This is a genomic window from Acidovorax sp. GW823-FHT05D11 (assembly GCF_058795695.1).
Genome location: NZ_CM179502.1, coordinates 1782643 through 1800692, shown reverse-complemented (window position 1 = coordinate 1800692; position 18050 = coordinate 1782643). Strand labels below are relative to the sequence as shown.

General features: G+C 68.3%; 18 protein-coding genes. 14 read left to right on the top strand and 4 right to left on the bottom strand.

Annotated elements, in window-relative coordinates:
• Positions 1–13: 13 nt before the first annotated feature.
• The 5 genes from AC3RCE_RS08165 (at position 14) to AC3RCE_RS08145 (ending at position 3510) form a co-directional block, all read left to right on the top strand.
• Complete coding sequence (locus AC3RCE_RS08165) at positions 14–718, top strand: succinate dehydrogenase iron-sulfur subunit (RefSeq protein ID WP_218293933.1); 705 nt, start codon at positions 14–16, stop codon at positions 716–718.
• Between the two features lie 30 nt (positions 719–748).
• Positions 749–1078: an FAD assembly factor SdhE gene (locus AC3RCE_RS08160; protein ID WP_369641924.1), complete on the top strand. Its 330-nt coding sequence runs from the start codon at positions 749–751 to the stop codon at positions 1076–1078.
• A 63-nt stretch (positions 1079–1141) separates the two neighbouring features.
• Positions 1142–2452, top strand: a complete 1311-nt coding sequence (locus AC3RCE_RS08155; protein ID WP_218293931.1) for a citrate synthase — start codon at positions 1142–1144, stop codon at positions 2450–2452.
• Positions 2453–2705: 253 nt separating this feature from the next.
• Positions 2706–3167 carry a MerR family transcriptional regulator gene (locus tag AC3RCE_RS08150; RefSeq protein ID WP_218340674.1) on the top strand — a complete coding sequence of 154 codons (462 nt, stop codon included), beginning with the start codon at positions 2706–2708 and terminating at the stop codon, positions 3165–3167.
• Positions 3109–3510, top strand: coding sequence for a carboxymuconolactone decarboxylase family protein (locus AC3RCE_RS08145; RefSeq protein WP_218340673.1), 402 nt, complete (start codon positions 3109–3111; stop codon positions 3508–3510). Before AC3RCE_RS08150 ends, AC3RCE_RS08145 begins: the two co-directional genes overlap by 59 nt.
• 56 nt (positions 3511–3566) lie before the next feature.
• On the opposite strand, the gene AC3RCE_RS08140 is transcribed toward AC3RCE_RS08145, so the two are convergent.
• Positions 3567–4577, bottom strand: a complete 1011-nt coding sequence (locus AC3RCE_RS08140; protein WP_492254893.1) for a GlxA family transcriptional regulator — start codon at positions 4575–4577, stop codon at positions 3567–3569.
• Positions 4578–4793: 216 nt separating this feature from the next.
• On the opposite strand from AC3RCE_RS08140, the gene AC3RCE_RS08135 reads away from it, so the two are divergent.
• From AC3RCE_RS08135 to AC3RCE_RS08125, 3 genes are all read left to right on the top strand, one after another.
• Positions 4794–5915 (top strand): S-(hydroxymethyl)glutathione dehydrogenase/class III alcohol dehydrogenase, encoded by a 1122-nt coding sequence (locus tag AC3RCE_RS08135; protein WP_492254892.1) that lies wholly within the window; start codon positions 4794–4796, stop codon positions 5913–5915.
• 90 nt (positions 5916–6005) lie between these two features.
• On the top strand, positions 6006–6872 hold the full coding sequence (fghA, locus tag AC3RCE_RS08130; protein ID WP_218340670.1) for an S-formylglutathione hydrolase: 867 nt from the start codon (positions 6006–6008) through the stop codon (positions 6870–6872).
• Between the two features lie 34 nt (positions 6873–6906).
• Complete coding sequence (locus tag AC3RCE_RS08125) at positions 6907–8673, top strand: phosphoethanolamine transferase (RefSeq protein ID WP_492254891.1); 1767 nt, start codon at positions 6907–6909, stop codon at positions 8671–8673.
• Positions 8674–8745: 72 nt separating this feature from the next.
• Here AC3RCE_RS08125 and AC3RCE_RS08120 read toward each other — a convergent pair whose 3' ends face one another.
• Both AC3RCE_RS08120 and AC3RCE_RS08115 read right to left on the bottom strand, forming a co-directional pair.
• Positions 8746–9933 carry a PA0069 family radical SAM protein gene (locus tag AC3RCE_RS08120; protein WP_492254890.1) on the bottom strand — a complete coding sequence of 396 codons (1188 nt, stop codon included), beginning with the start codon at positions 9931–9933 and terminating at the stop codon, positions 8746–8748.
• Positions 9934–9991: 58 nt separating this feature from the next.
• Positions 9992–10891 carry a LysR family transcriptional regulator gene (locus tag AC3RCE_RS08115; RefSeq protein ID WP_218340667.1) on the bottom strand — a complete coding sequence of 300 codons (900 nt, stop codon included), beginning with the start codon at positions 10889–10891 and terminating at the stop codon, positions 9992–9994.
• 92 nt (positions 10892–10983) lie between these two features.
• On the opposite strand from AC3RCE_RS08115, the gene mdlC reads away from it, so the two are divergent.
• The 4 genes from mdlC (at position 10984) to AC3RCE_RS08095 (ending at position 14712) form a co-directional block, all read left to right on the top strand.
• Positions 10984–12606 (top strand): benzoylformate decarboxylase, encoded by a 1623-nt coding sequence (gene mdlC, locus AC3RCE_RS08110; protein WP_492254889.1) that lies wholly within the window; start codon positions 10984–10986, stop codon positions 12604–12606.
• A gap of 95 nt (positions 12607–12701) precedes the next feature.
• The gene (locus AC3RCE_RS08105; protein WP_492254888.1) at positions 12702–13703 is read left to right on the top strand and encodes a Bug family tripartite tricarboxylate transporter substrate binding protein; all 1002 of its coding nucleotides are present in this window, start codon (positions 12702–12704) and stop codon (positions 13701–13703) included.
• Between the two features lie 141 nt (positions 13704–13844).
• On the top strand, positions 13845–14258 hold the full coding sequence (rnk, locus tag AC3RCE_RS08100; RefSeq protein WP_218293920.1) for a nucleoside diphosphate kinase regulator: 414 nt from the start codon (positions 13845–13847) through the stop codon (positions 14256–14258).
• A 73-nt stretch (positions 14259–14331) separates the two neighbouring features.
• A complete protein-coding gene (locus AC3RCE_RS08095) occupies positions 14332–14712 on the top strand; it encodes a hypothetical protein (RefSeq protein WP_218293919.1) in 381 nt (126 codons plus the stop codon).
• 65 nt (positions 14713–14777) lie between these two features.
• On the opposite strand, the gene AC3RCE_RS08090 is transcribed toward AC3RCE_RS08095, so the two are convergent.
• Positions 14778–15896, bottom strand: a complete 1119-nt coding sequence (locus AC3RCE_RS08090; protein WP_492254887.1) for an acyltransferase family protein — start codon at positions 15894–15896, stop codon at positions 14778–14780.
• Between the two features lie 188 nt (positions 15897–16084).
• Here AC3RCE_RS08090 and AC3RCE_RS08085 point away from each other — a divergent pair, with 188 nt between their 5' ends.
• Both AC3RCE_RS08085 and AC3RCE_RS08080 read left to right on the top strand, forming a co-directional pair.
• Positions 16085–16678, top strand: a complete 594-nt coding sequence (locus tag AC3RCE_RS08085; protein WP_369641917.1) for a GbsR/MarR family transcriptional regulator — start codon at positions 16085–16087, stop codon at positions 16676–16678.
• 4 nt (positions 16679–16682) lie between these two features.
• Positions 16683–18050 (top strand): cytochrome ubiquinol oxidase subunit I, encoded by a 1368-nt coding sequence (locus tag AC3RCE_RS08080; RefSeq protein ID WP_492254886.1) that lies wholly within the window; start codon positions 16683–16685, stop codon positions 18048–18050.

Genomic DNA, 18050 nt, shown 5'->3' with positions numbered 1-18050 from the left:
CGAGAGAAGAAACATGCAAAAGCGCACATTCCAAATCTACCGCTACGACCCGGACAAGGACGCCAAGCCCTACATGCAGACCATCGAGATCGAACTCGACGGCCACGAACGCATGCTGCTGGACGCACTGGTCAAGCTCAAGGAACAGGATCCCTCCCTGTCGTTCCGCCGCTCGTGCCGCGAAGGCGTCTGCGGCTCGGATGCCATGAACATCAACGGCAAGAACGGCCTGGCCTGCCTGACCAACATGAACACGCTCAAGGGCACCATCGTCCTGAAGCCTTTGGCGGGCCTGCCCGTGATCCGCGACCTGATCGTGGACATGACGCAGTTCTTCAAGCAGTACAACTCGATCAAGCCCTACCTGATTAACGAAGAACTGGCCCCCGACCGCGAGCGCCTGCAGTCGCCTGAAGAGCGCGAAGAGCTCAACGGCCTGTACGAGTGCATCCTGTGCGCCAGCTGCTCCACGAGCTGCCCCAGCTTCTGGTGGAACCCCGACAAGTTCGTGGGCCCCGCCGGCCTGCTGCAGGCCTACCGCTTCATCGCCGACAGCCGCGACGACGCGACCGGCGAGCGCCTGGACAACCTGGAAGACCCGTACCGCCTGTTCCGCTGCCACACCATCATGAACTGCGTGGACGTGTGCCCCAAGGGCCTGAACCCCACGAAGGCCATCGGCAAGATCAAGGAACTGATGGTGCGCCGCGCCATCTGACCTGGCACCCCCCCTCCCAGACGCCAGTCCATGGAAATCCTGTCCACTCCATCCATCGCGCCAGCAGCGGGCTCGCCGCTGCTGGACGAGCGCGAATTGAGCAAGCTGCACTGGCGCTGCCGGCGCGGCCTGCTTGAAAACGACTTGTTCATCGAACAGTTCTTTGCCCGCTACGAGCCCACGCTCACCCAGCGCCATGCGCAGGGCCTGCGCGCGCTCATGGACCTGGCGGACAACGACCTGCTGGACCTGCTGCTGCGGCGGCGCGAGCCGCAGGGCGAACAAGACACAGAAGAAGCGCGCGAAGTGCTCGGCATGCTGAGACAAAGCGGTGGCGCGATGACGGCTTTCCACGCCTGACGCGGCCAAGGTGCATGCCCCAAGACCGGATCATTATCGGCAACCTACCCAAGGAAAGTAACAATGAAGCTAGCTGACAACAAAGCCACCCTGTCCTTCAGCAACGGCAGCCCCAGCGTGGACCTGCCGGTCTACCAGGGCAGCATCGGCCCGGATGTCATCGACATCCGCAAGCTGTATGCGCAGACGGGCATGTTCACCTATGACCCGGGCTTCCTGTCGACGGCAGCGACCCAGTCGGCCATCACGTACATCGATGGCGACAAGGGCGAACTGCTGTACCGCGGCTACCCCATTGAGCAGCTGGCCCAGAACTGCGACTTCCTGGAAACCTGCCACCTGCTGCTGTACGGTGACCTGCCCAACGAAGCGCAGAAGACCGACTTCACCAGCCGCGTGACCAACCACACCATGGTCAACGAGCAGATGCAGTTCTTCCTGCGGGGCTTCCGCCGCGACGCGCACCCCATGGCGGTGCTGACCGGCCTGGTGGGCGCCCTGTCGGCCTTCTACCACGACAGCACGGACATCAACAATCCGCAGCACCGTGAGATCGCCGCCATCCGCCTGATCGCCAAGATGCCCACGCTGGTGGCCATGGCCTACAAGTACGGCATGGGCCAGCCCTACATGTACCCGCAGAACAACCTCTCCTACGCAGGCAACTTCCTGCGCATGATGTTCGGCACGCCCTGCGAAGAGTACAAGGTCAACCCCGTGCTGGAACGCGCGCTGGACCGCATCTTCATCCTGCACGCAGACCACGAGCAGAACGCCTCGACCTCGACCGTGCGCCTGTGCGGCTCGTCGGGCACCAACCCGTTCGCGGCCATCGCCGCCGGCGTGGCATGCCTCTGGGGCCCCGCCCACGGCGGCGCCAACGAAGCCGCGCTGAACATGCTGTACGACATCCAGGCCCAGGGCGGCGTGGAAAAGATCGGCGAGTTCATCAAGCAGGTCAAGGACAAGAACTCCGGCGTCAAGCTCATGGGTTTTGGCCACCGCGTGTACAAGAACTACGACCCGCGCGCCAAGCTCATGCAAGAGACTTGCAATGAAGTGCTGGCCGAGCTGGGCCTGGAAAAAGACCCGCTGTTCAAGCTGGCCAAGGAACTGGAAAAGATCGCCCTGGAAGACGACTACTTCGTGCAGCGCAAGCTCTACCCGAACGTGGACTTCTACTCCGGCATCGTGCAGCGCGCGATCGGCATCCCCGTGAACCTGTTCACCGGCATCTTCGCGCTGGCCCGCACCGTGGGCTGGATCGCCCAGCTCAACGAAATGATCGGTGACCCCGAGTACAAGATCGGCCGCCCCCGCCAGCTGTTCACCGGCTCCGAACGCCGCGACGTACCGCCCCTGTCCAAGCGCTGATCGGCCGCGCGCCAGCCGTCCACGGCTGGCTGGCTGGCGGCGCGGCGCTCCCTGGGGCGCCAATCCGCGACAACCTCCCCAAGCCCGCCATTGGCGGGCTTTTTCTTTGCCTGTGCGCAAGCGCCGGGGCCGCCCCTCGCGGCCCAGGCCCCAGGCCCTGCGCCCCGCCGCATGGCGCGCGGGCCCCTCCTGCGCACCTCGGCGCAAGATGCCCCTTGACTTGGAGTGCACTCGAACTTTTAGGATCGCTTTCATGGAATCCCACCTCACCATCAACGATGTCGCACGGCGCACGGGTTTGACGGCGCACACCCTGCGCTACTACGAGCGCGCGGGGCTGATCGCACCAGTGGCCCGCGCGGCGGGCGGCCAGCGCCGCTATGCGGCAGCGGACATGGAGTGGATAGGGTTCCTGCTGCGCCTGCGCGAGACCCGCATGCCCATCGGGCAGATGCAGGCCTTCGCCAGGCTTCGCGGCGAAGGGGATGCCACGGTGCCGCAACGGCGCGCGATGCTGCAAGCGCACCTGAACGACGTGCAGGCCGCCATCGCGGCGATGCAGCAGTCGGCCCAGGTGCTGCAGGCCAAGATCGCGCACTACCGGGCGGTCGAGGTTTCCCTGGACACCGCATCCACCCCTGATGAAAGCACCCTCCATGCACCACCGCACACGCTACGAACAAGGGCTGGCCAAACTCCGCGAAATCGACGGTGAGGCTGGCGAACAGGTCATCGACAGCCTCGCCGGCATCGCACCGGACTTTGCCCGCTACCTGATCGAGTTTCCCTTCGGCGACATCTATTCACGCCCCGGCCTGGACCTCAGAAGCCGCGAGATCGCCGTCGTCGCGGCGCTCACCGCCATGGGCAACGCCACGCCGCAGCTCAAGGTGCACCTGCAGGCGGCGCTGAACGTGGGCGTCACGCGCGAGGAAATCGTCGAGGTCATCATGCAGATGGCGGTGTACGCCGGCTTTCCCGCGGCGCTCAACGGGCTGGCCGCCGCGCGCGAGGTTTTCGCGGCACCGCCGCGCAGCACGGCGCAGGCTGCTGCATGAGCGTGGGCCACGCCGGATGCGGGCGTGCTACGGCCGGGCTGCCCGTCCGGCGGCCACTAGCCGCCCGCCCTGCTGAACCGATCCCGGTACGCCAGCGGCGTGATCCCCAGATGGCGCACGAACAGATGCCGCAAGGCCTGCTCCGAACCCATGCCCATGCGCGCGGCCACGGTCTTGAGCGGCAACCCGGCCTGCGACTCGAGCAGGCGCCGCGCTCCTTCCAGCCGCGCGGACTCCACGAAGGCCGAGGGGGTCTGCCCCGTCTCCTGCGTGAACACGCGCCGGAAATGCCGCTCGCTCATCGCCGCGCGTGCCGCCAGGGCCGCCAGCGGCATGGGCTCCGCAAGATGCTCCAGCACCCAGTTCTGCACCGCCTGGATGTCGCGGTGGCCCGTGCCCTGGCTGGCCAGCTGCACGCTGAACTGCGACTGCCCGCCGGGGCGCTTGAGGTACATGACGAGGTCGCGCGCCACCTCCAGCGCCAGGGCGTGGCCAAAATCCTCTTCCACCAGCGCCAGGGCCAGGTCGATGCCCGCGGTGACGCCGGCCGAGGTCCACAGGGGGCCATCGCGCACGTAGATGGCGTCCGGGTCCACCTCGATGGCCGGATAGCGCTGGCGCAGCAGGGCCGCCACGCTCCAGTGCGTCGCGGCGCGCCGGCCGTCGAGCAGGCCGGCGGCGGCCAGGAAGAAGCTGCCCGAGCACAGGGCGATCATGCGGTCCACGCGCGGGGCCACGCTTGCCGCCCAGGCCACGAGTTCGGGAGAGGCCGCCAGCACCTGCTCGATATTGCGCGACCCCACGAGGATCACGGTGCAACCCGCGCCGCCCTGCTCCAGTTCGGCCAGGGTGTGGGTGGCATTCAGCGCCATCAAGGTGTCCGATGGCACCGCGCCCGCCTGCGCGGCCACCACGCGCACCGCGTAGCCGTCGGGCCGGCCATGCTGGCGCAGGTGCACGTTGGCATAGTCGAACACGGACATGGGGCCCACGGCCTCCAGCGCCTTGAAGCCGGGGTAGACCACGAGGTCGACGCGGTGCGGGCTGTTGGCGTGGTGGTGGTCCATGGGGTCGGTCGGCAGAGCGGAAATGAAAGGCGCCCGACTATACGGGAGGCAATGTCCGGCTGCCGCCCATGCCGTCGAATCCGGCCATAACCCCAGGATCTGCGGCCACGGGCTCCACCAGGCCCTGCACATGGCCTACAGTCATGCGGTCCCCCTGCGCGCTGCCGGCCAAAGAGCCTCGCCGCCGCCCTTCCCCGACCAACCCGTTGACCCACCATGACCCTCAAATCCAAAGCCGCCGTGGCCTTCAAGGCCGGAGAACCCCTGCAGATCGTCGAGATCGACGTGGCCCCGCCCCAGAAGGGCGAAGTGCTCATCCGCATCACCGACACCGGCGTGTGCCATACCGACGCCTTCACCCTGAGCGGTGACGACCCCGAGGGCCTGTTCCCCGTGGTGCTGGGCCATGAAGGCGCTGGCATCGTGGTGGAAGTGGGCGAAGGCGTGACCAGCGTGAAGCCCGGCGACCACGTGATCCCGCTGTACACGGCCGAGTGCGGCGAATGCCTGTTCTGCAAGAGCGGCAAGACCAACCTGTGCGTGGCCGTGCGCGCCACGCAGGGCAAGGGCGTGATGCCCGACGGCACCACGCGTTTCAGCTACAACGGCCAGCCCATCTATCACTACATGGGCTGCTCGACCTTCAGCGAGTACACGGTGGTGGCCGAGGTCTCGCTCGCCAAGATCCACCCCGACGCAAACCCCGAGCAGGTCTGCCTGCTGGGCTGCGGCGTGACGACCGGCCTGGGCGCGGTGAAGAACACGGCCAAGGTGCAGGAAGGCGACACGGTGGCGGTGTTCGGCCTGGGCGGCATTGGACTGGCGGTGATCCAGGGCGCCAAGCTGGCCAAGGCCGGGCGCATCATCGCCATCGACACCAACCCCTCCAAGTTCGACCTGGCCCGCACCTTCGGCGCCACCGACTGCATCAACCCCAAGGACTTCGACAAGCCGATCCAGCAGGTCATCGTCGAGATGACCACCTGGGGCGTGGACCATTCGTTCGAGTGCATCGGCAACGTGAACGTGATGCGCGCGGCGCTCGAATGCGCGCACCGCGGCTGGGGCCAGAGCGTCATCATCGGCGTGGCGGGCGCGGGGCAGGAGATCTCCACCCGCCCCTTCCAGCTCGTCACCGGCCGCAAGTGGCTGGGCACGGCGTTTGGCGGCGTCAAGGGCCGCAGCGACCTGCCCGGCATGGTGGAAGACGCGATGGCCGGCAAGATCCAGCTGGCGCCCTTCGTGACGCACACCATGGGCCTCAAGGACATCAACGAAGCCTTCGACCTGATGCACGAGGGCAAGTCCATCCGCTCCGTTGTCAAGTATGCCGCCTGAGCCTGCCCCGCAGGCGATCAATCAAGGTAAAAACAGCCCCTAGCGCTTATCCTTCATGCGCTGCAAGCTATCAATTTTGAAGCAATCCACATGACCACCTCCCTGGACCTGCTCGGCAGCCACGCCTGCTTTGGCGGCGATCAGCGCTTCTACCAGCACGCCTCTGCCGAGATCGGCCTGCCGATGAAGTTCTCGGTCTTCCTGCCGCCGCAGGCGCGGCAGCGCCCTGTGCCCGCCATGCTGTACCTGGCGGGGCTGACCTGCACGGAAGAAACCTTCATGGTCAAGGCCGGTGCCCAGCGCCTGGCGGCCGAGCTGGGCCTGGCGCTGGTCGCGCCCGACACCAGCCCGCGCGGTGCCAACGTGCCGGGCGAGGCCGAGAGCTGGGACTTCGGCGTGGGCGCGGGCTTCTACCTGGACGCCACGGCCGCGCCCTGGGCGCGCCACTGGCGCATGGAAAGCTACCTGATGAAGGAACTGCTGCCGCAGGTGGCGGCGCAACTGCCCATCGATGGCGAGCGCCTGGGCATCTGCGGCCACTCCATGGGCGGCCACGGCGCGCTCACCCTGGCGCTGCGCCACCCGGGGCGGTTCAAGAGCCTTTCGGCCTTTGCGCCGATCTGCGCACCCACGCAGTGCCCCTGGGGCGAGAAGGCCTTCACGGGCTACCTGGGGCCAGACCGCACAGGCTGGATCGAGCACGACGCCACGGTGCTGATGCAGCACCAGCCGGTGGCGCCCTACCCGGCCGGCATATTGATCGACCAGGGCCTGGCCGACAAGTTCTTGCCCACGCAGTTGCACCCGCATCTGTTCGAGGAGGCGTGCCAGGCCATCGGCCAGCCGCTCACCCTGCGGCGCCACGAAGGCTACGACCACGGCTACTACTTCATCCAGAGCTTCATGGCCGACCACCTGAGGCACCACGCCAGGACCCTGCAGGCCCCCGGACGTTAATGCGGCCTTAAGTCTCGGGCGCCACAGTGCGCCCATGCCTTTGATCCTGCAGCGCCTGCTGCTTTCCCATGCAGCCACGGGCGCCGGGCCCCGGTCTCCAGCCCCAGCTTCCTCCGCACCCGCACCGCGCCACCTGCACCCCGCTTGGGTGGTGGTGCTCATCAGCGCCTGGCTGGCCACGGCCTGCAACGTGCCGCTGTGGCGCGAGGTGGCCGAGCTGCCCGGCCACGGCAGCGCGCGCGGCTGGGCCTTTGCCGCGGCGTTCGTGGTCATCGTGGCCGCCGGCAACGCGGCCCTGCTGAGCCTCCTGGCCTGGCGGGGCACGCTCAAGCCCGCGGCAGCGGTGCTGGTGGTGATGGCAGCCTTCGGGGCCTACTTCATGCTCGCCTACGGCATCGCCATCGATGCCAGCATGCTCGTGAACGTGCTGCAGACCGATGCCCACGAGGCGGGCGACCTGCTCGGCTGGCGCATGGCGGGCACCGTGCTGGCGCTGGCGGTACCGCCGCTGGCGTGGCTCTACCGCACTCCGGTGCAGCGCCTGGGCGGCCTGCGGCACGCGGCCCACAACGGCGCGCTCTTGCTCGGGGCCATCGCGGTCATCGTGGTGTGCCTGCTGATGGTGTTCCAGGACTTCGCATCCACCATGCGCAACCACACCAAGCTGCGCTATCTCATCAACCCGCTCAACAGCGTGTACGCGCTGGGCAACATCGCCACCAGGCCCTTGCGCATCGACACCAGCAAACTGCTGCCGCTGGGGCGCGATGCCAGGCTGGGCGCAAGCTATGCGGGGCAGAAACAACCGCCCCTGCTGGTGCTGGTGCTGGGCGAAACCGGCCGCAGCGGCAACTTCGGGCTCAACGGCTATGGCCGTGGCACCACGCCGCTTCTTTCGGCCCGCACCGACCTCGTGAGCGCCCGCAACGCGTGGTCCTGCGGCACCAGCACCGCCGCGTCGGTGCCCTGCATGTTCTCGCACCTGGGGCGCACCGGCTACGAGGCGCGCGCCGCCAATTTCGAGAGCCTCGTCGATGTGCTGCACCACGCCGGGCTGGCCGTGCTCTGGGTGGACAACCAGTCGGGCTGCAAGGGGGTGTGCGACCGCCTGGGCGACACCAACACGTCGGCACTGCAGGACCCCGCGCTGTGCCCCACCCGGGGCGAATGCCTGGACCGCATCATGCTCAAGGACCTGGACGCCCGCATTGCCGCGCTGCCCGCCGAGCAGCGCCAGCGCGGGACCGTGGTGGTCCTGCACCAGATCGGCAGCCATGGGCCCGCCTACTCCAAGCGCTCGTCACCCGAGCACAAGAAATTCCTGCCCGAATGCACCTCCACGGCGCTGCAGGAATGCGAACGCCAGCAGGTGGTGAACGCCTACGACAACAGCATCGTGGAAACCGACTTTTTCCTCGACTCAGTGCTCAAATGGCTTTCCACGCGCTCCGAACAAGCGCAGACAGCTATGGTTTATGTAGCAGACCATGGTGAATCACTGGGCGAGAACAACCTCTACCTGCACGGCCTGCCCTACGCCATCGCGCCCGACGTGCAAAAGCACGTGCCCTGGATCACCTGGCTCTCGCCCGCCATGCAATCGCGCACGGGTGCGGCCACGGGCTGCCTGCAGCAGGACCTGGCCGAACGGCGCATCACGCACGACAACTACTTTCACTCCGTACTCGGCCTCCTGGACGTGACGACGGGGGCCTACAACCCGGACCTGGACATGTTCACCGCCTGTCGCCACCAGGCGCAGGCGATGGCCGCGCCCCCCGGCGGCAGCCGCAGGCTGTGACGGCGAGCAAGCCGGACTTGTGCGTTCCGGCCAGCTCCGGCCACTTCCACTTCCCTCGCAGCCCGGCCTGGCTCAGAACAGGCTGCCCTGCCCGCGCGCAAGCCCCGGCCTGAACTGCGACAGGTCCAGCTCCAGCCGCTCCCGGTTGAGCCCCAGCCGCCGGCACGCCCCCGCGAACCGCTGGCGCAGCATGTCCGCCCACAGGCCGCTGCCCTTCATGCGGGTGGCGAAGCTGCTGTCGTAGCTCTTGCCTGCACTGCGCTGGGCCGCATCGAGGTTGTGCAAATCCTGCACCCGCGCCATCACGCGCGCCGCGCGCTGCGGGTAGTGCACCTGCAGCCATTCGCGGAACACCGCGTCCAGCTCCCACGGCAGGCGCAGCACGGTATAGAACGCGCTCCTGGCCCCCGCATCGCGCGCGGCCTCCAGCACCTGCTCCATGTCTTCGGTGACGAAGGGGATCTGCGGGGCCACGCTCACGCCCACCGGAATGCCGGCCTCGGCCAGCGTGCGCAGCGTGCGAAGGCGCCGGTGGGGGGCGGCGGCGCGCGGTTCCATGCGGCGCGCCAGCAGCGGGTCGAGCGTGGTGATCGTCACGTACACCGCGGTCAGTTGCTGCGCTGCCAGCGGCGCGAGCAGATCGAGATCGCGCTCCACCCCGCTCGACTTGGTGATGAGCGAGAACGGGTGCCGTGCATCGCGCATCACCTCGATGAGGCCGCGCGTGAGCCTGAGTTCGCGCTCCACGGGCTGGTAGCAGTCGGTGGCCGAACCGATGTTAAGCAGGCGCGGCACATAACGCGGCTGCGCCAGTTCGCGACGCAGCACCTCGGCGATGTTGTGCTTGGCCACGATCTGGGTCTCGAAGTCGAGCCCGGGCGAAAAATTGAGATAGCTGTGCGTGGGCCGGGCGTAGCAGTACACGCAGCCGTGCTCGCACCCCCGGTAGGGATTGACGGACAGCTCGAAAAAAATGTCGGGGGAGTCGTTGGCGCAGATGGCGCTGCGGGCCGTCTCCAGGTGCACCGTGGTGGCGGGGGCGGGGGCGGGCCCGCCGCCGCCGCCATCATCATCCCCATCCGCCCCTCCCGCGCCCTGCGGGCCGTGGTTCCAGCCATCATCCACCACCTCCCGCACATCGCGGCTGAACCGGTGCGGCATGGCCGTGGCGGCCCCCCGGCCCCGGATGGCCTGCAGGGGGACGCGCACTTCCGCCGGTGCGTCGGGCAGGTCGGAGTCGGTGGCAGGGTTTGGCTTCATGGCTGTATGAATATACAGTTATTTGAAGCGAGGTGCACCGCCCTCCCCCCACCACACCCTACTCGCGGAAGAGCCTTTCGATCACCCCCCGCAGCCACTGGTTGCCCGGATCGCTCTCGAACCGGCGGCTCCAGTGCAGCGACACCGTGAAATCCCGCAGCGGCAAGGGCGGCTCGATGAGGGTGTAGCCCCCATCGGCCGCGAAGGTGCGCGCGATGTTGCGCGGCATCACCACCGCGAGGTCCGTGGCCCGCACGATGGCGGGCAGCACCATGAAGTGCTCGGTGGTCAGGCGCAGGCGGTCTTCGAGCTGCAGCATCTCCAGGATCCGCAGCGTGTCCGAATGCGTGCGCACGGCCACGAACTCCAGCTGCCGCAGGTCCTTGAGCAGGCCGGCCCCGGCGCGCCTTCGCGCGGCAAAGGGGTGGCCGGCGCGCAGGAGCACCACGTAGCGGTCCTGGATGAGCTCCACGCGCTGCGTGTCCTTCACCGTCGGCAGGAAACCAAAGGCGAAGTCGATGCGCCCGCTGTCCAGCCGCTGCGCGATCTCGCTGCGCGGCACGGGCAGCGTCTCCAGCCGCACGCCGGGTGCCTCGCGCCGCAGCGCCACCATCAGGTCCGGCAGAAAGCGGCCTTCGCCGATGTCGCTCATGTGGATGCGGAACACCTTGCGCGAATTCGCCGGGTCGAACAGCGCGGACTCGTTGAGCGCCTCCTCCAGCAGTCCGAGCGCGCCGCGCACCGCATCGGCCAGCCGGTCGGCCTTGGGCGTGGGCTCCACGCCGCCGCCCGCGCGCACGAACAACGGGTCCTTGATCAGCAGGCGCAGCCGCGTCAGCGCCTGGCTGGCGGCGGGCTGGGTGAGGTCCAGCAGTTCGGCGGCCCGGCTCACGTTGCGCGTGCGGTAGACCGCGTCGAACAGCCGCAGCAGATTGAGGTCGATGTCCTTGATATGCATTGGATGAATACCGCTTAGTCGTTTCATTGTATTGATGGATGACGCATGCCCGCCGAAGATCAAGGCCTTCCTCTTCAGCACCGCCACGCCCCATGCTCCAGGCTCTCCCCAAGAACACGGCCCCTGCCGCGCCCGCCCCCTCCAGCCGCCCCACGGTGCGCGAGGTGGTGCTCGACCTGCTGCGCGGCTTCGAGATCAACACCATCTTCGGCAACCCCGGCTCCACGGAGCTGCCGCTGTTCCTCGACTTCCCCAGCGACTTCCGCTACATCCTGGGCCTGCAGGAATCCGTGGTGGTGGGCATGGCCGATGGCTATGCGCAGGCGAGCCACAACGCCGCCTTCGTGAACCTGCATTCGGCGGCCGGCGTGGGCCATGCGATGGGCAACATCTTCACGGCGCACAAGAACCGCACGCCCATGGTCATCACGGCCGGCCAGCAGGCGCGGTCCATCCTGCCGTTCGACCCGTTCCTGTTTTCGGGCCAAGCCACCGAGCTGCCCAAGCCCTATGTGAAATGGAGCATCGAGCCCGCCCGCGCCGAGGACGTGCCGCTGGCCATCGCGCGCGCCTACTACATCGCCATGCAGCAGCCGCGCGGGCCGGTGCTGGTGTCCATCCCCGCGGACGACTGGGACAAGCCCTGCGAGCCGCTGCAGGCCCGCACCGTGAGCACCGGGTCGCGCCCCGAGCCCCGCGTGCTGCAGGCCATCGGCGACGCACTGGACGCCTCGCGGCGCCCCGTGTTCGTGGTGGGCGCCGCCGTGGACCGCGACCGCGCCTGGGACGACGTGCTGGCCCTGGCCGAGCGGCACAGCGCCGCCGTATGGATCGCCCCCATGTCCGGCCGCTGCGGCTTTCCGCAGGACCACCGCCTGTTCGCGGGCGTGCTGCCGGCCATGCGCGAGAAGATCGTGTCGCTGCTCGGCGGCCATGACCTGGTCTTTGCGCTCGGCGCCGCCGCGTTCACCTACCACGTCGAAGGCTTCGGGCCGCACGTGCCCCCCGGCGCGCATCTGGTGCAGCTGATCGACGACCCCGGCACGGCCGCCTGGACGCCCGAGGGCACCTCGGCCGTGGGCAGCGTGCGCCTGGGCGTGCAGGATCTGCTCGCACGCCCCGCGCCCGCCGGGCGCGACCTTCCCCCCGCGCGCGCCGCACGGCCGCGCGCGGAGCCCTCCGCCCTGATGAGCGTGCCCTATGTGATGCAAACGCTGGCCGAGGTGCGCGAAGCGGCCTCCATCGTGGTGGAGGAAGCCCCCAGCTCCCGCGCGGCCATGCACGCCTACCTGCCCATCCTGCAGAGCGAGACCTTCTACACCATGTGCAGCGGCGGCCTGGGCTACGGCCTGCCCGCCGCCGTGGGCGTGGCGCTGGCCAGGCCCGACCGCAAGGTCATCGGCCTCATCGGCGATGGTTCGGCGATGTACTCCATCCAGGCGCTGTGGAGCGCCGCGCAGCTCGAGCTACCCATCACGTTCATCATCCTCAAGAACCGCCGGTACGCGGCGCTGCAGGAGTTCGCGCCCACCTTCGGCTTCCACGAGGGTGACAAGCTGGAGGGCACCGACCTGCCGGACCTGGACTTCCTGGCGCTGGCCCGGGGCCAGGGCTGCGATGCCGTGCGCGTGAGCGACGCCAGCGAGCTGCCGGACGTGCTGCGCACGGCGCTGGCCCATCCGCGCGCCATCCTGGTGGAGGTGGACGTGGCCTGACACGACCGCCACGGCGAGCCCCGCCATCCCTTGGTTTCACCCCGCAAAAGAAGCACACAAGACCCGGCACGCCCGGGCCACACCTGGAGACAAGCATGCATTCATTTCCCCCTCGCACCACGCGCCGCCTGCTGGGCGCGCTAGCCCTGGCCGGCGCCGCGTCCAGCCTGCTGCTGCTGCCCGCCGCGGCACGCGCCGACACCTGGCCCGGCAAACCCATCAAGGTGGTGGTCAATTTCCCGGCGGGCGGCGCGGCGGACCAGATCGCCCGCGCGGTCACGGTGCCGCTGCAGGCCGCGCTCGGGCAGCCCGTGGTGGTGGAGAACCGGGGCGGCGCCGGCGGCAACATCGGCGGTGAAGCCGTGGCCAAGTCGCCGGCGGACGGCTACACCCTGCTCATGAGCTCGGGCGGCATGGTGTCGGTCAACCCGCACCTGTACCCCAAGATGCCGTTCGACCCCGCCAAGGACCTGGTCCCGGTGGCCGCCGCGGCGCGGGTGCTGGTGTTCCTGGAGGTCCGGCCCACGCTGCCGGTCAACAACATCCAGGAGTTCCTGAAGTACCTCAAGGCCAACCCCGGCAAGCTGACCTTCGGCACGCCGGGCAACGGCAGCTCGCCGCACCTGGCGGCCGAGATGCTCAAGGCCCAGGCCAACGTGTTCGCGGTGCATGTGCCCTATCGCGGCGCGGCCCCCGCCATGCAGGACCTGCTGGGCGGGCAGGTGGACTTCATGTTCGACCCCGGCATCGGCCTGCAGCACGTGAAGGCGGGCAAGCTCAAGCTGCTGGCGGTGGGCAGCTCCAGGCGCTCGCCGCTGTTCCCGGACGTGCCCACGCTCGAAGAGGTGGGCCTCAAGGGCTTCGATGCCGATACCTGGTTCGGCTTCTACGCCCCGGCTGGCACGCCGCCCGAGGTGGTCAGCCGCCTGAACCGCGAGATCAACAAGGTGCTGGCCACACCGGCCGTGAGGGAGCGCATCGCGGCACTCGGAGGCGTTCCCGCACCGATGTCCCCGGCCGACTTCAACGCCCGTGCATCCATCGACAGCACACGGTTTGGAGCGCTGATCAAGGCGCGCAACATCCAGGGGGATTGACCCTCCGGGCCCCCAGCGCCGTCCCCACCGGGGGAAACGGGCGGGCCGCCGTGGGGCCGCCCCGAATGACCGTGCGCGGCAGTGCGAGATTGGCGATGGTCTACAGTCCCGCGCTTTGCAACACACCACCGAGGTACCGCCATGGCGCGCAAGCCCCAGATCATCCTGTCGTCCCTGGACGTTGACCGCATCGAGGCCCTTCTGGCAGCCATTCCGGCCAGCGTCTTTCCGGGCAAGGCCGAACTGCAGGCGGAGCTGGACCGCGCCGACGTGGTGGCCCCGGAAGAAATCCCGCCGCACGTGGTCACGATGAACTCCACCGTGCAGTTCTCGATCCTGGAGACGGGAAAGGAGTTCTGCCTGACGCTCGTCTACCCCCGCGACATGGACGGCAGCGCGGACCGGATCTCGATTTTCGCGCCCGTGGGCAGCGCCCTGCTGGGCCTGTCCGTGGGCGACGAACTCGCCTGGCCCGGCCCGGGCGGCAAGTCGATGACGGTGCGGGTGAAGGACCTCCTGTACCAGCCCGAAAGCGCGGGCGAACTCCACCGCTGACCGCGCGACGAAACGTCGCCTGGCGGCACCACGCTTGGTGCCACCGCCACATGCAGTGACAATGGCATCCGCCATGACCAGCCCGCCTCCACCCCCCGACAACCCGCTCATCGAAACGTTCGACCCGGACTCGACCGTCGCCTTTCAAAGGCGGATGGAGCGCGCGCCGGAATGGTTCTGCTCGTTCCTGGCCGGCAACAGCCGCGAGAAGAGCCGCCTCAAGCGCGAGATGGCCACGATGAAGGGCTCGGTGGTGTGGCTGGTGCAGCAGCGCCGCCAGGGCAACTGGACCGCCGACGAACGCACGCACCTGCGCGATGTGATGCGGTCGGCGTCTTCCGTCAGCCCCTACCTTTTCATCTGGGTGATTCCTGGATCGATGCTGATCCTGCCCTTCATGGCCTGGTTCCTCGACCGCCAGCGCAAGCGCCGGGAACGCAAGCTGCGAGGCTGATTGCGCCAGGTGCCGCCGCGCGGCACCTCAGGGGTTTGCTGCGGCCCCCAGAACCTGTTCCTGCCTCATGCCCAGTTGCTGGATACCGCCACCAGCATGCCCGCCCCCACCAGCCCCATCTGCCAGCGCAAGGCCGTGGTCCAGGAGGGCACGTGGCGCTCCACGCGCAGATACAGCTGCCGCCCCGCCGCCAGCGACAGCACGAACGCCAGCAGCATGCCCAGCGCGTTGGGCACCGGCGATGCGGGCCACAGGTGGCTGACCACCGCGTTCACGAGCAGGCACACCGCGAAGTGCACCAGGAACACCGAGTACGACATCTGCCCGAGCTGCACCAGCGGCCCCACCCCGCGCCATGACCGCACGCCTTCCGAGCGCAGGGCAGCCACCAGGCACAGCGCCGTCACCAGGGCCACCAGGATGCGGCCACGGTGGTCAATGGCCAGCGCAACGCCCCCGAGCAGCACCATCGCGGCGAGCCAGCCCCACGCCTGGCGCGCCCGCACGGCCCAGTAGGCCAGCATGCCCAGCCCGTACGCGCCGAAGAAATACACGGCCCACATGTCCAGCTCGGGCATGCGGTTGAACACCCACAGCGACAGGGCCACGCCCGCCACGATCGCGCCCTGCGCCAGCCGCGCCGCATGCCGCCGGGCCCAGGCGCCAGGCAACGCGCGCGCTCCAGCCCATGCCAGCACGCTCACCGCGAACAGCTGAAAGTCGATGGCCACGTACCAGACGCCCGCGGAAAGCGCGCTCTCGCCGACGATGTCCTGCAGCAGCAGCGCGTTGGCCAGCAGCTGCGCCAGGGTGGGCTCGTCCGGCACGGAAGCGTGCTCCATCCACGGCCGCACCAGCGCGGCCACCACCACCGTCAGCAGCAGCGCCACGGCATAGGGCACCACCAGCCGCACGAAGCGCTTGGCGATCGCGTGGCCTGCGTGGTCGAAGCGCGGCACGCCCTGCGGCGCCAGGCTGGCGGAGGCCAGGTAGCCGCCGATCACCAGGAACACCTGCACCGCCATGCGGCCGTAGTCGTACAGCCAGGCGATGAGCCCCGGGGCCAGAGGCTGCGCGATGTCCGACATGGGCCCGTAGAAGGCCAGGTGGTGCCAGACGATAGCGATGCATGCCAGGCCTTTGGCCATGTCGATGACGGGCGTGCGGGAAAGGGAAGAGGACATGCTGCGGCAGGTAGTGGGCAAGCCGTGCGCCTACAGGAACACAGCCCAAAACCCTCTATTGTCGCCGTCCTTCGGATTCGATGCTGGTCGCCCAGGTGTCTTGCCGGATAACCCAGCCCTGCAATCCACAATTTCCTGAATTTTCAGTATTTACTGAAAATTCAGGAAATGAGGCACAATCGGTGTCCATGACCTACATCAATCATCTGCCACCCCTGAACCGCCAGTTCGTCGCCCACTTTGGCGAGATGGGCAGCCGGTGGGGGATCAACCGCACCGTGGGCCAGATGTATGCGCTCATCTTCCTGTCGCCGCGCCCGCTCAACGCGGACGAGATCGCCGAGACGCTGGAGTTCTCGCGCTCCAACGTGAGCATGGGCCTCAAGGAGCTACAGGCCTGGCGCCTGGTCAAGCTGAGCCACCAGCCCGGCGACCGGCGCGAGTACTTCGAGGCGCCCAAGGACGTGTGGGAGATTTTTCGCGTCCTGGCCGAGGAGCGCCGCCGCCGCGAGATCGAGCCCACGCTGTCGATGCTGCGCATGGCGCTGCTCGAGGAGCCCGGATCGGACGAAGAGCGCCATGCCCAGGAGCGCATGCGCGACATGCACGAACTGATCGACCGGCTCATGACCTGGTTCGACGACGTGCAGCGCCTCGCGCCCGAGACGGCGATGCAGCTCATGGGCATGGGCACCGCCGTCACCCGCGTGCTCGAATTCAAGGACCGGCTGACCGGCAAGGGCGGCCCCGCCAAGGGCAAGAGCAACCACCAGGGAGCCTGAAATCATGGACACCTTCATGCTGTCGCGGATCCAGTTCGCCGCCAACATCAGCTTTCACATCCTGTTTCCCACGATCACCATCGCGCTGTGCTGGTTCCTGGTGTTCTTCCGCTTGCGCCACTCGGCCACGCGCGGCACACCGGCCGCGCCGGGCTGGGAGCAGGCCTACTATTTCTGGACCAAGGTGTTCGCGCTGACCTTTGCCATGGGTGTGGTCTCGGGCATCACGATGAGCTTTCAGTTCGGCACCAACTGGCCGGGCTACATGGAGCACGTGGGCAACATCGCCGGGCCCCTGCTGGGCTACGAGGTGCTCACGGCCTTTTTCCTGGAGGCCACCTTCCTGGGCATCATGCTGTTCGGCCGGGGCCGCGTGTCCGAGCGCATGCACCTCGTCGCGACACTCATGGTGGCGTTTGGCACCACGCTGTCGGCGTTCTGGATCCTGAGCCTGAATTCCTGGATGCAGACCCCCGTGGGCTACGAAATCATCGACGGCAAGTTCCACGCGGTGGACTGGCTGGCGATCGTCTTCAACCCCTCCTTCCCCTACCGGCTGGGCCACAAGCTGCTGGCGTCAGCCCTGACCGCGGGCTTTCTCATCGCCGGGGTGAGCGCCTGGCAGCTCGTCAAGGGCACGGCCACCGAAGGCACCCGCAAGGCCCTGCGCACCGCCGTCGCCGCCGTCGCCATGGCGATCCCGCTGCAGATCCTCATGGGCGACATGCACGGCCTGAACACGCTGGAGCACCAGCCCGCGAAGATCGCGGCGATCGAAGGCATCTGGCACACCGAGCGGGGCGCGCCCCTCACGCTATTCGGGCTGCCCAACGAAAAGGAAGGCCGCACCGACTACGCCCTCCAGATCCCCAAGGCGGCGAGCCTGATCCTGGCGCACGACATCGATGCCGAGCTCAAGGGCCTGAACGAGTTTGCTGGCGCCCATCCCCCCGTGGCGCCGGTGTTCTGGGCGTTCCGCGTGATGGTCGGCGTGGGCATGCTGATGCTCGCGGTCGCCTGGGCGGGTGCTGTCGTGCTGTACCGCCGCCGCAGGCACGACCTGGCCACCCTGCCCCGGCCCATGCTGTACGCGCTGGTGGGCATGACGTTCTCCGGCTGGGTGGCCACCCTGGCCGGCTGGTACGTGACCGAGATCGGCCGCCAGCCCTACCTGGTCTATGGCCTGTTCAAGACCGCCGACGCCGTGGCGGCGCATCCTCCGGCCATGGTGGCCTCCACCCTGGCCGCCTACCTCACCGTGTACGTGCTGCTGCTCGCGGCCTACGTCGGGGTGATCAAGTACATGGCGGAGCACTCGGCCATGCCGGTTCCCGCCGTGGCGCCGCCCGCCGCGCCACCCCATCCGCTGTAA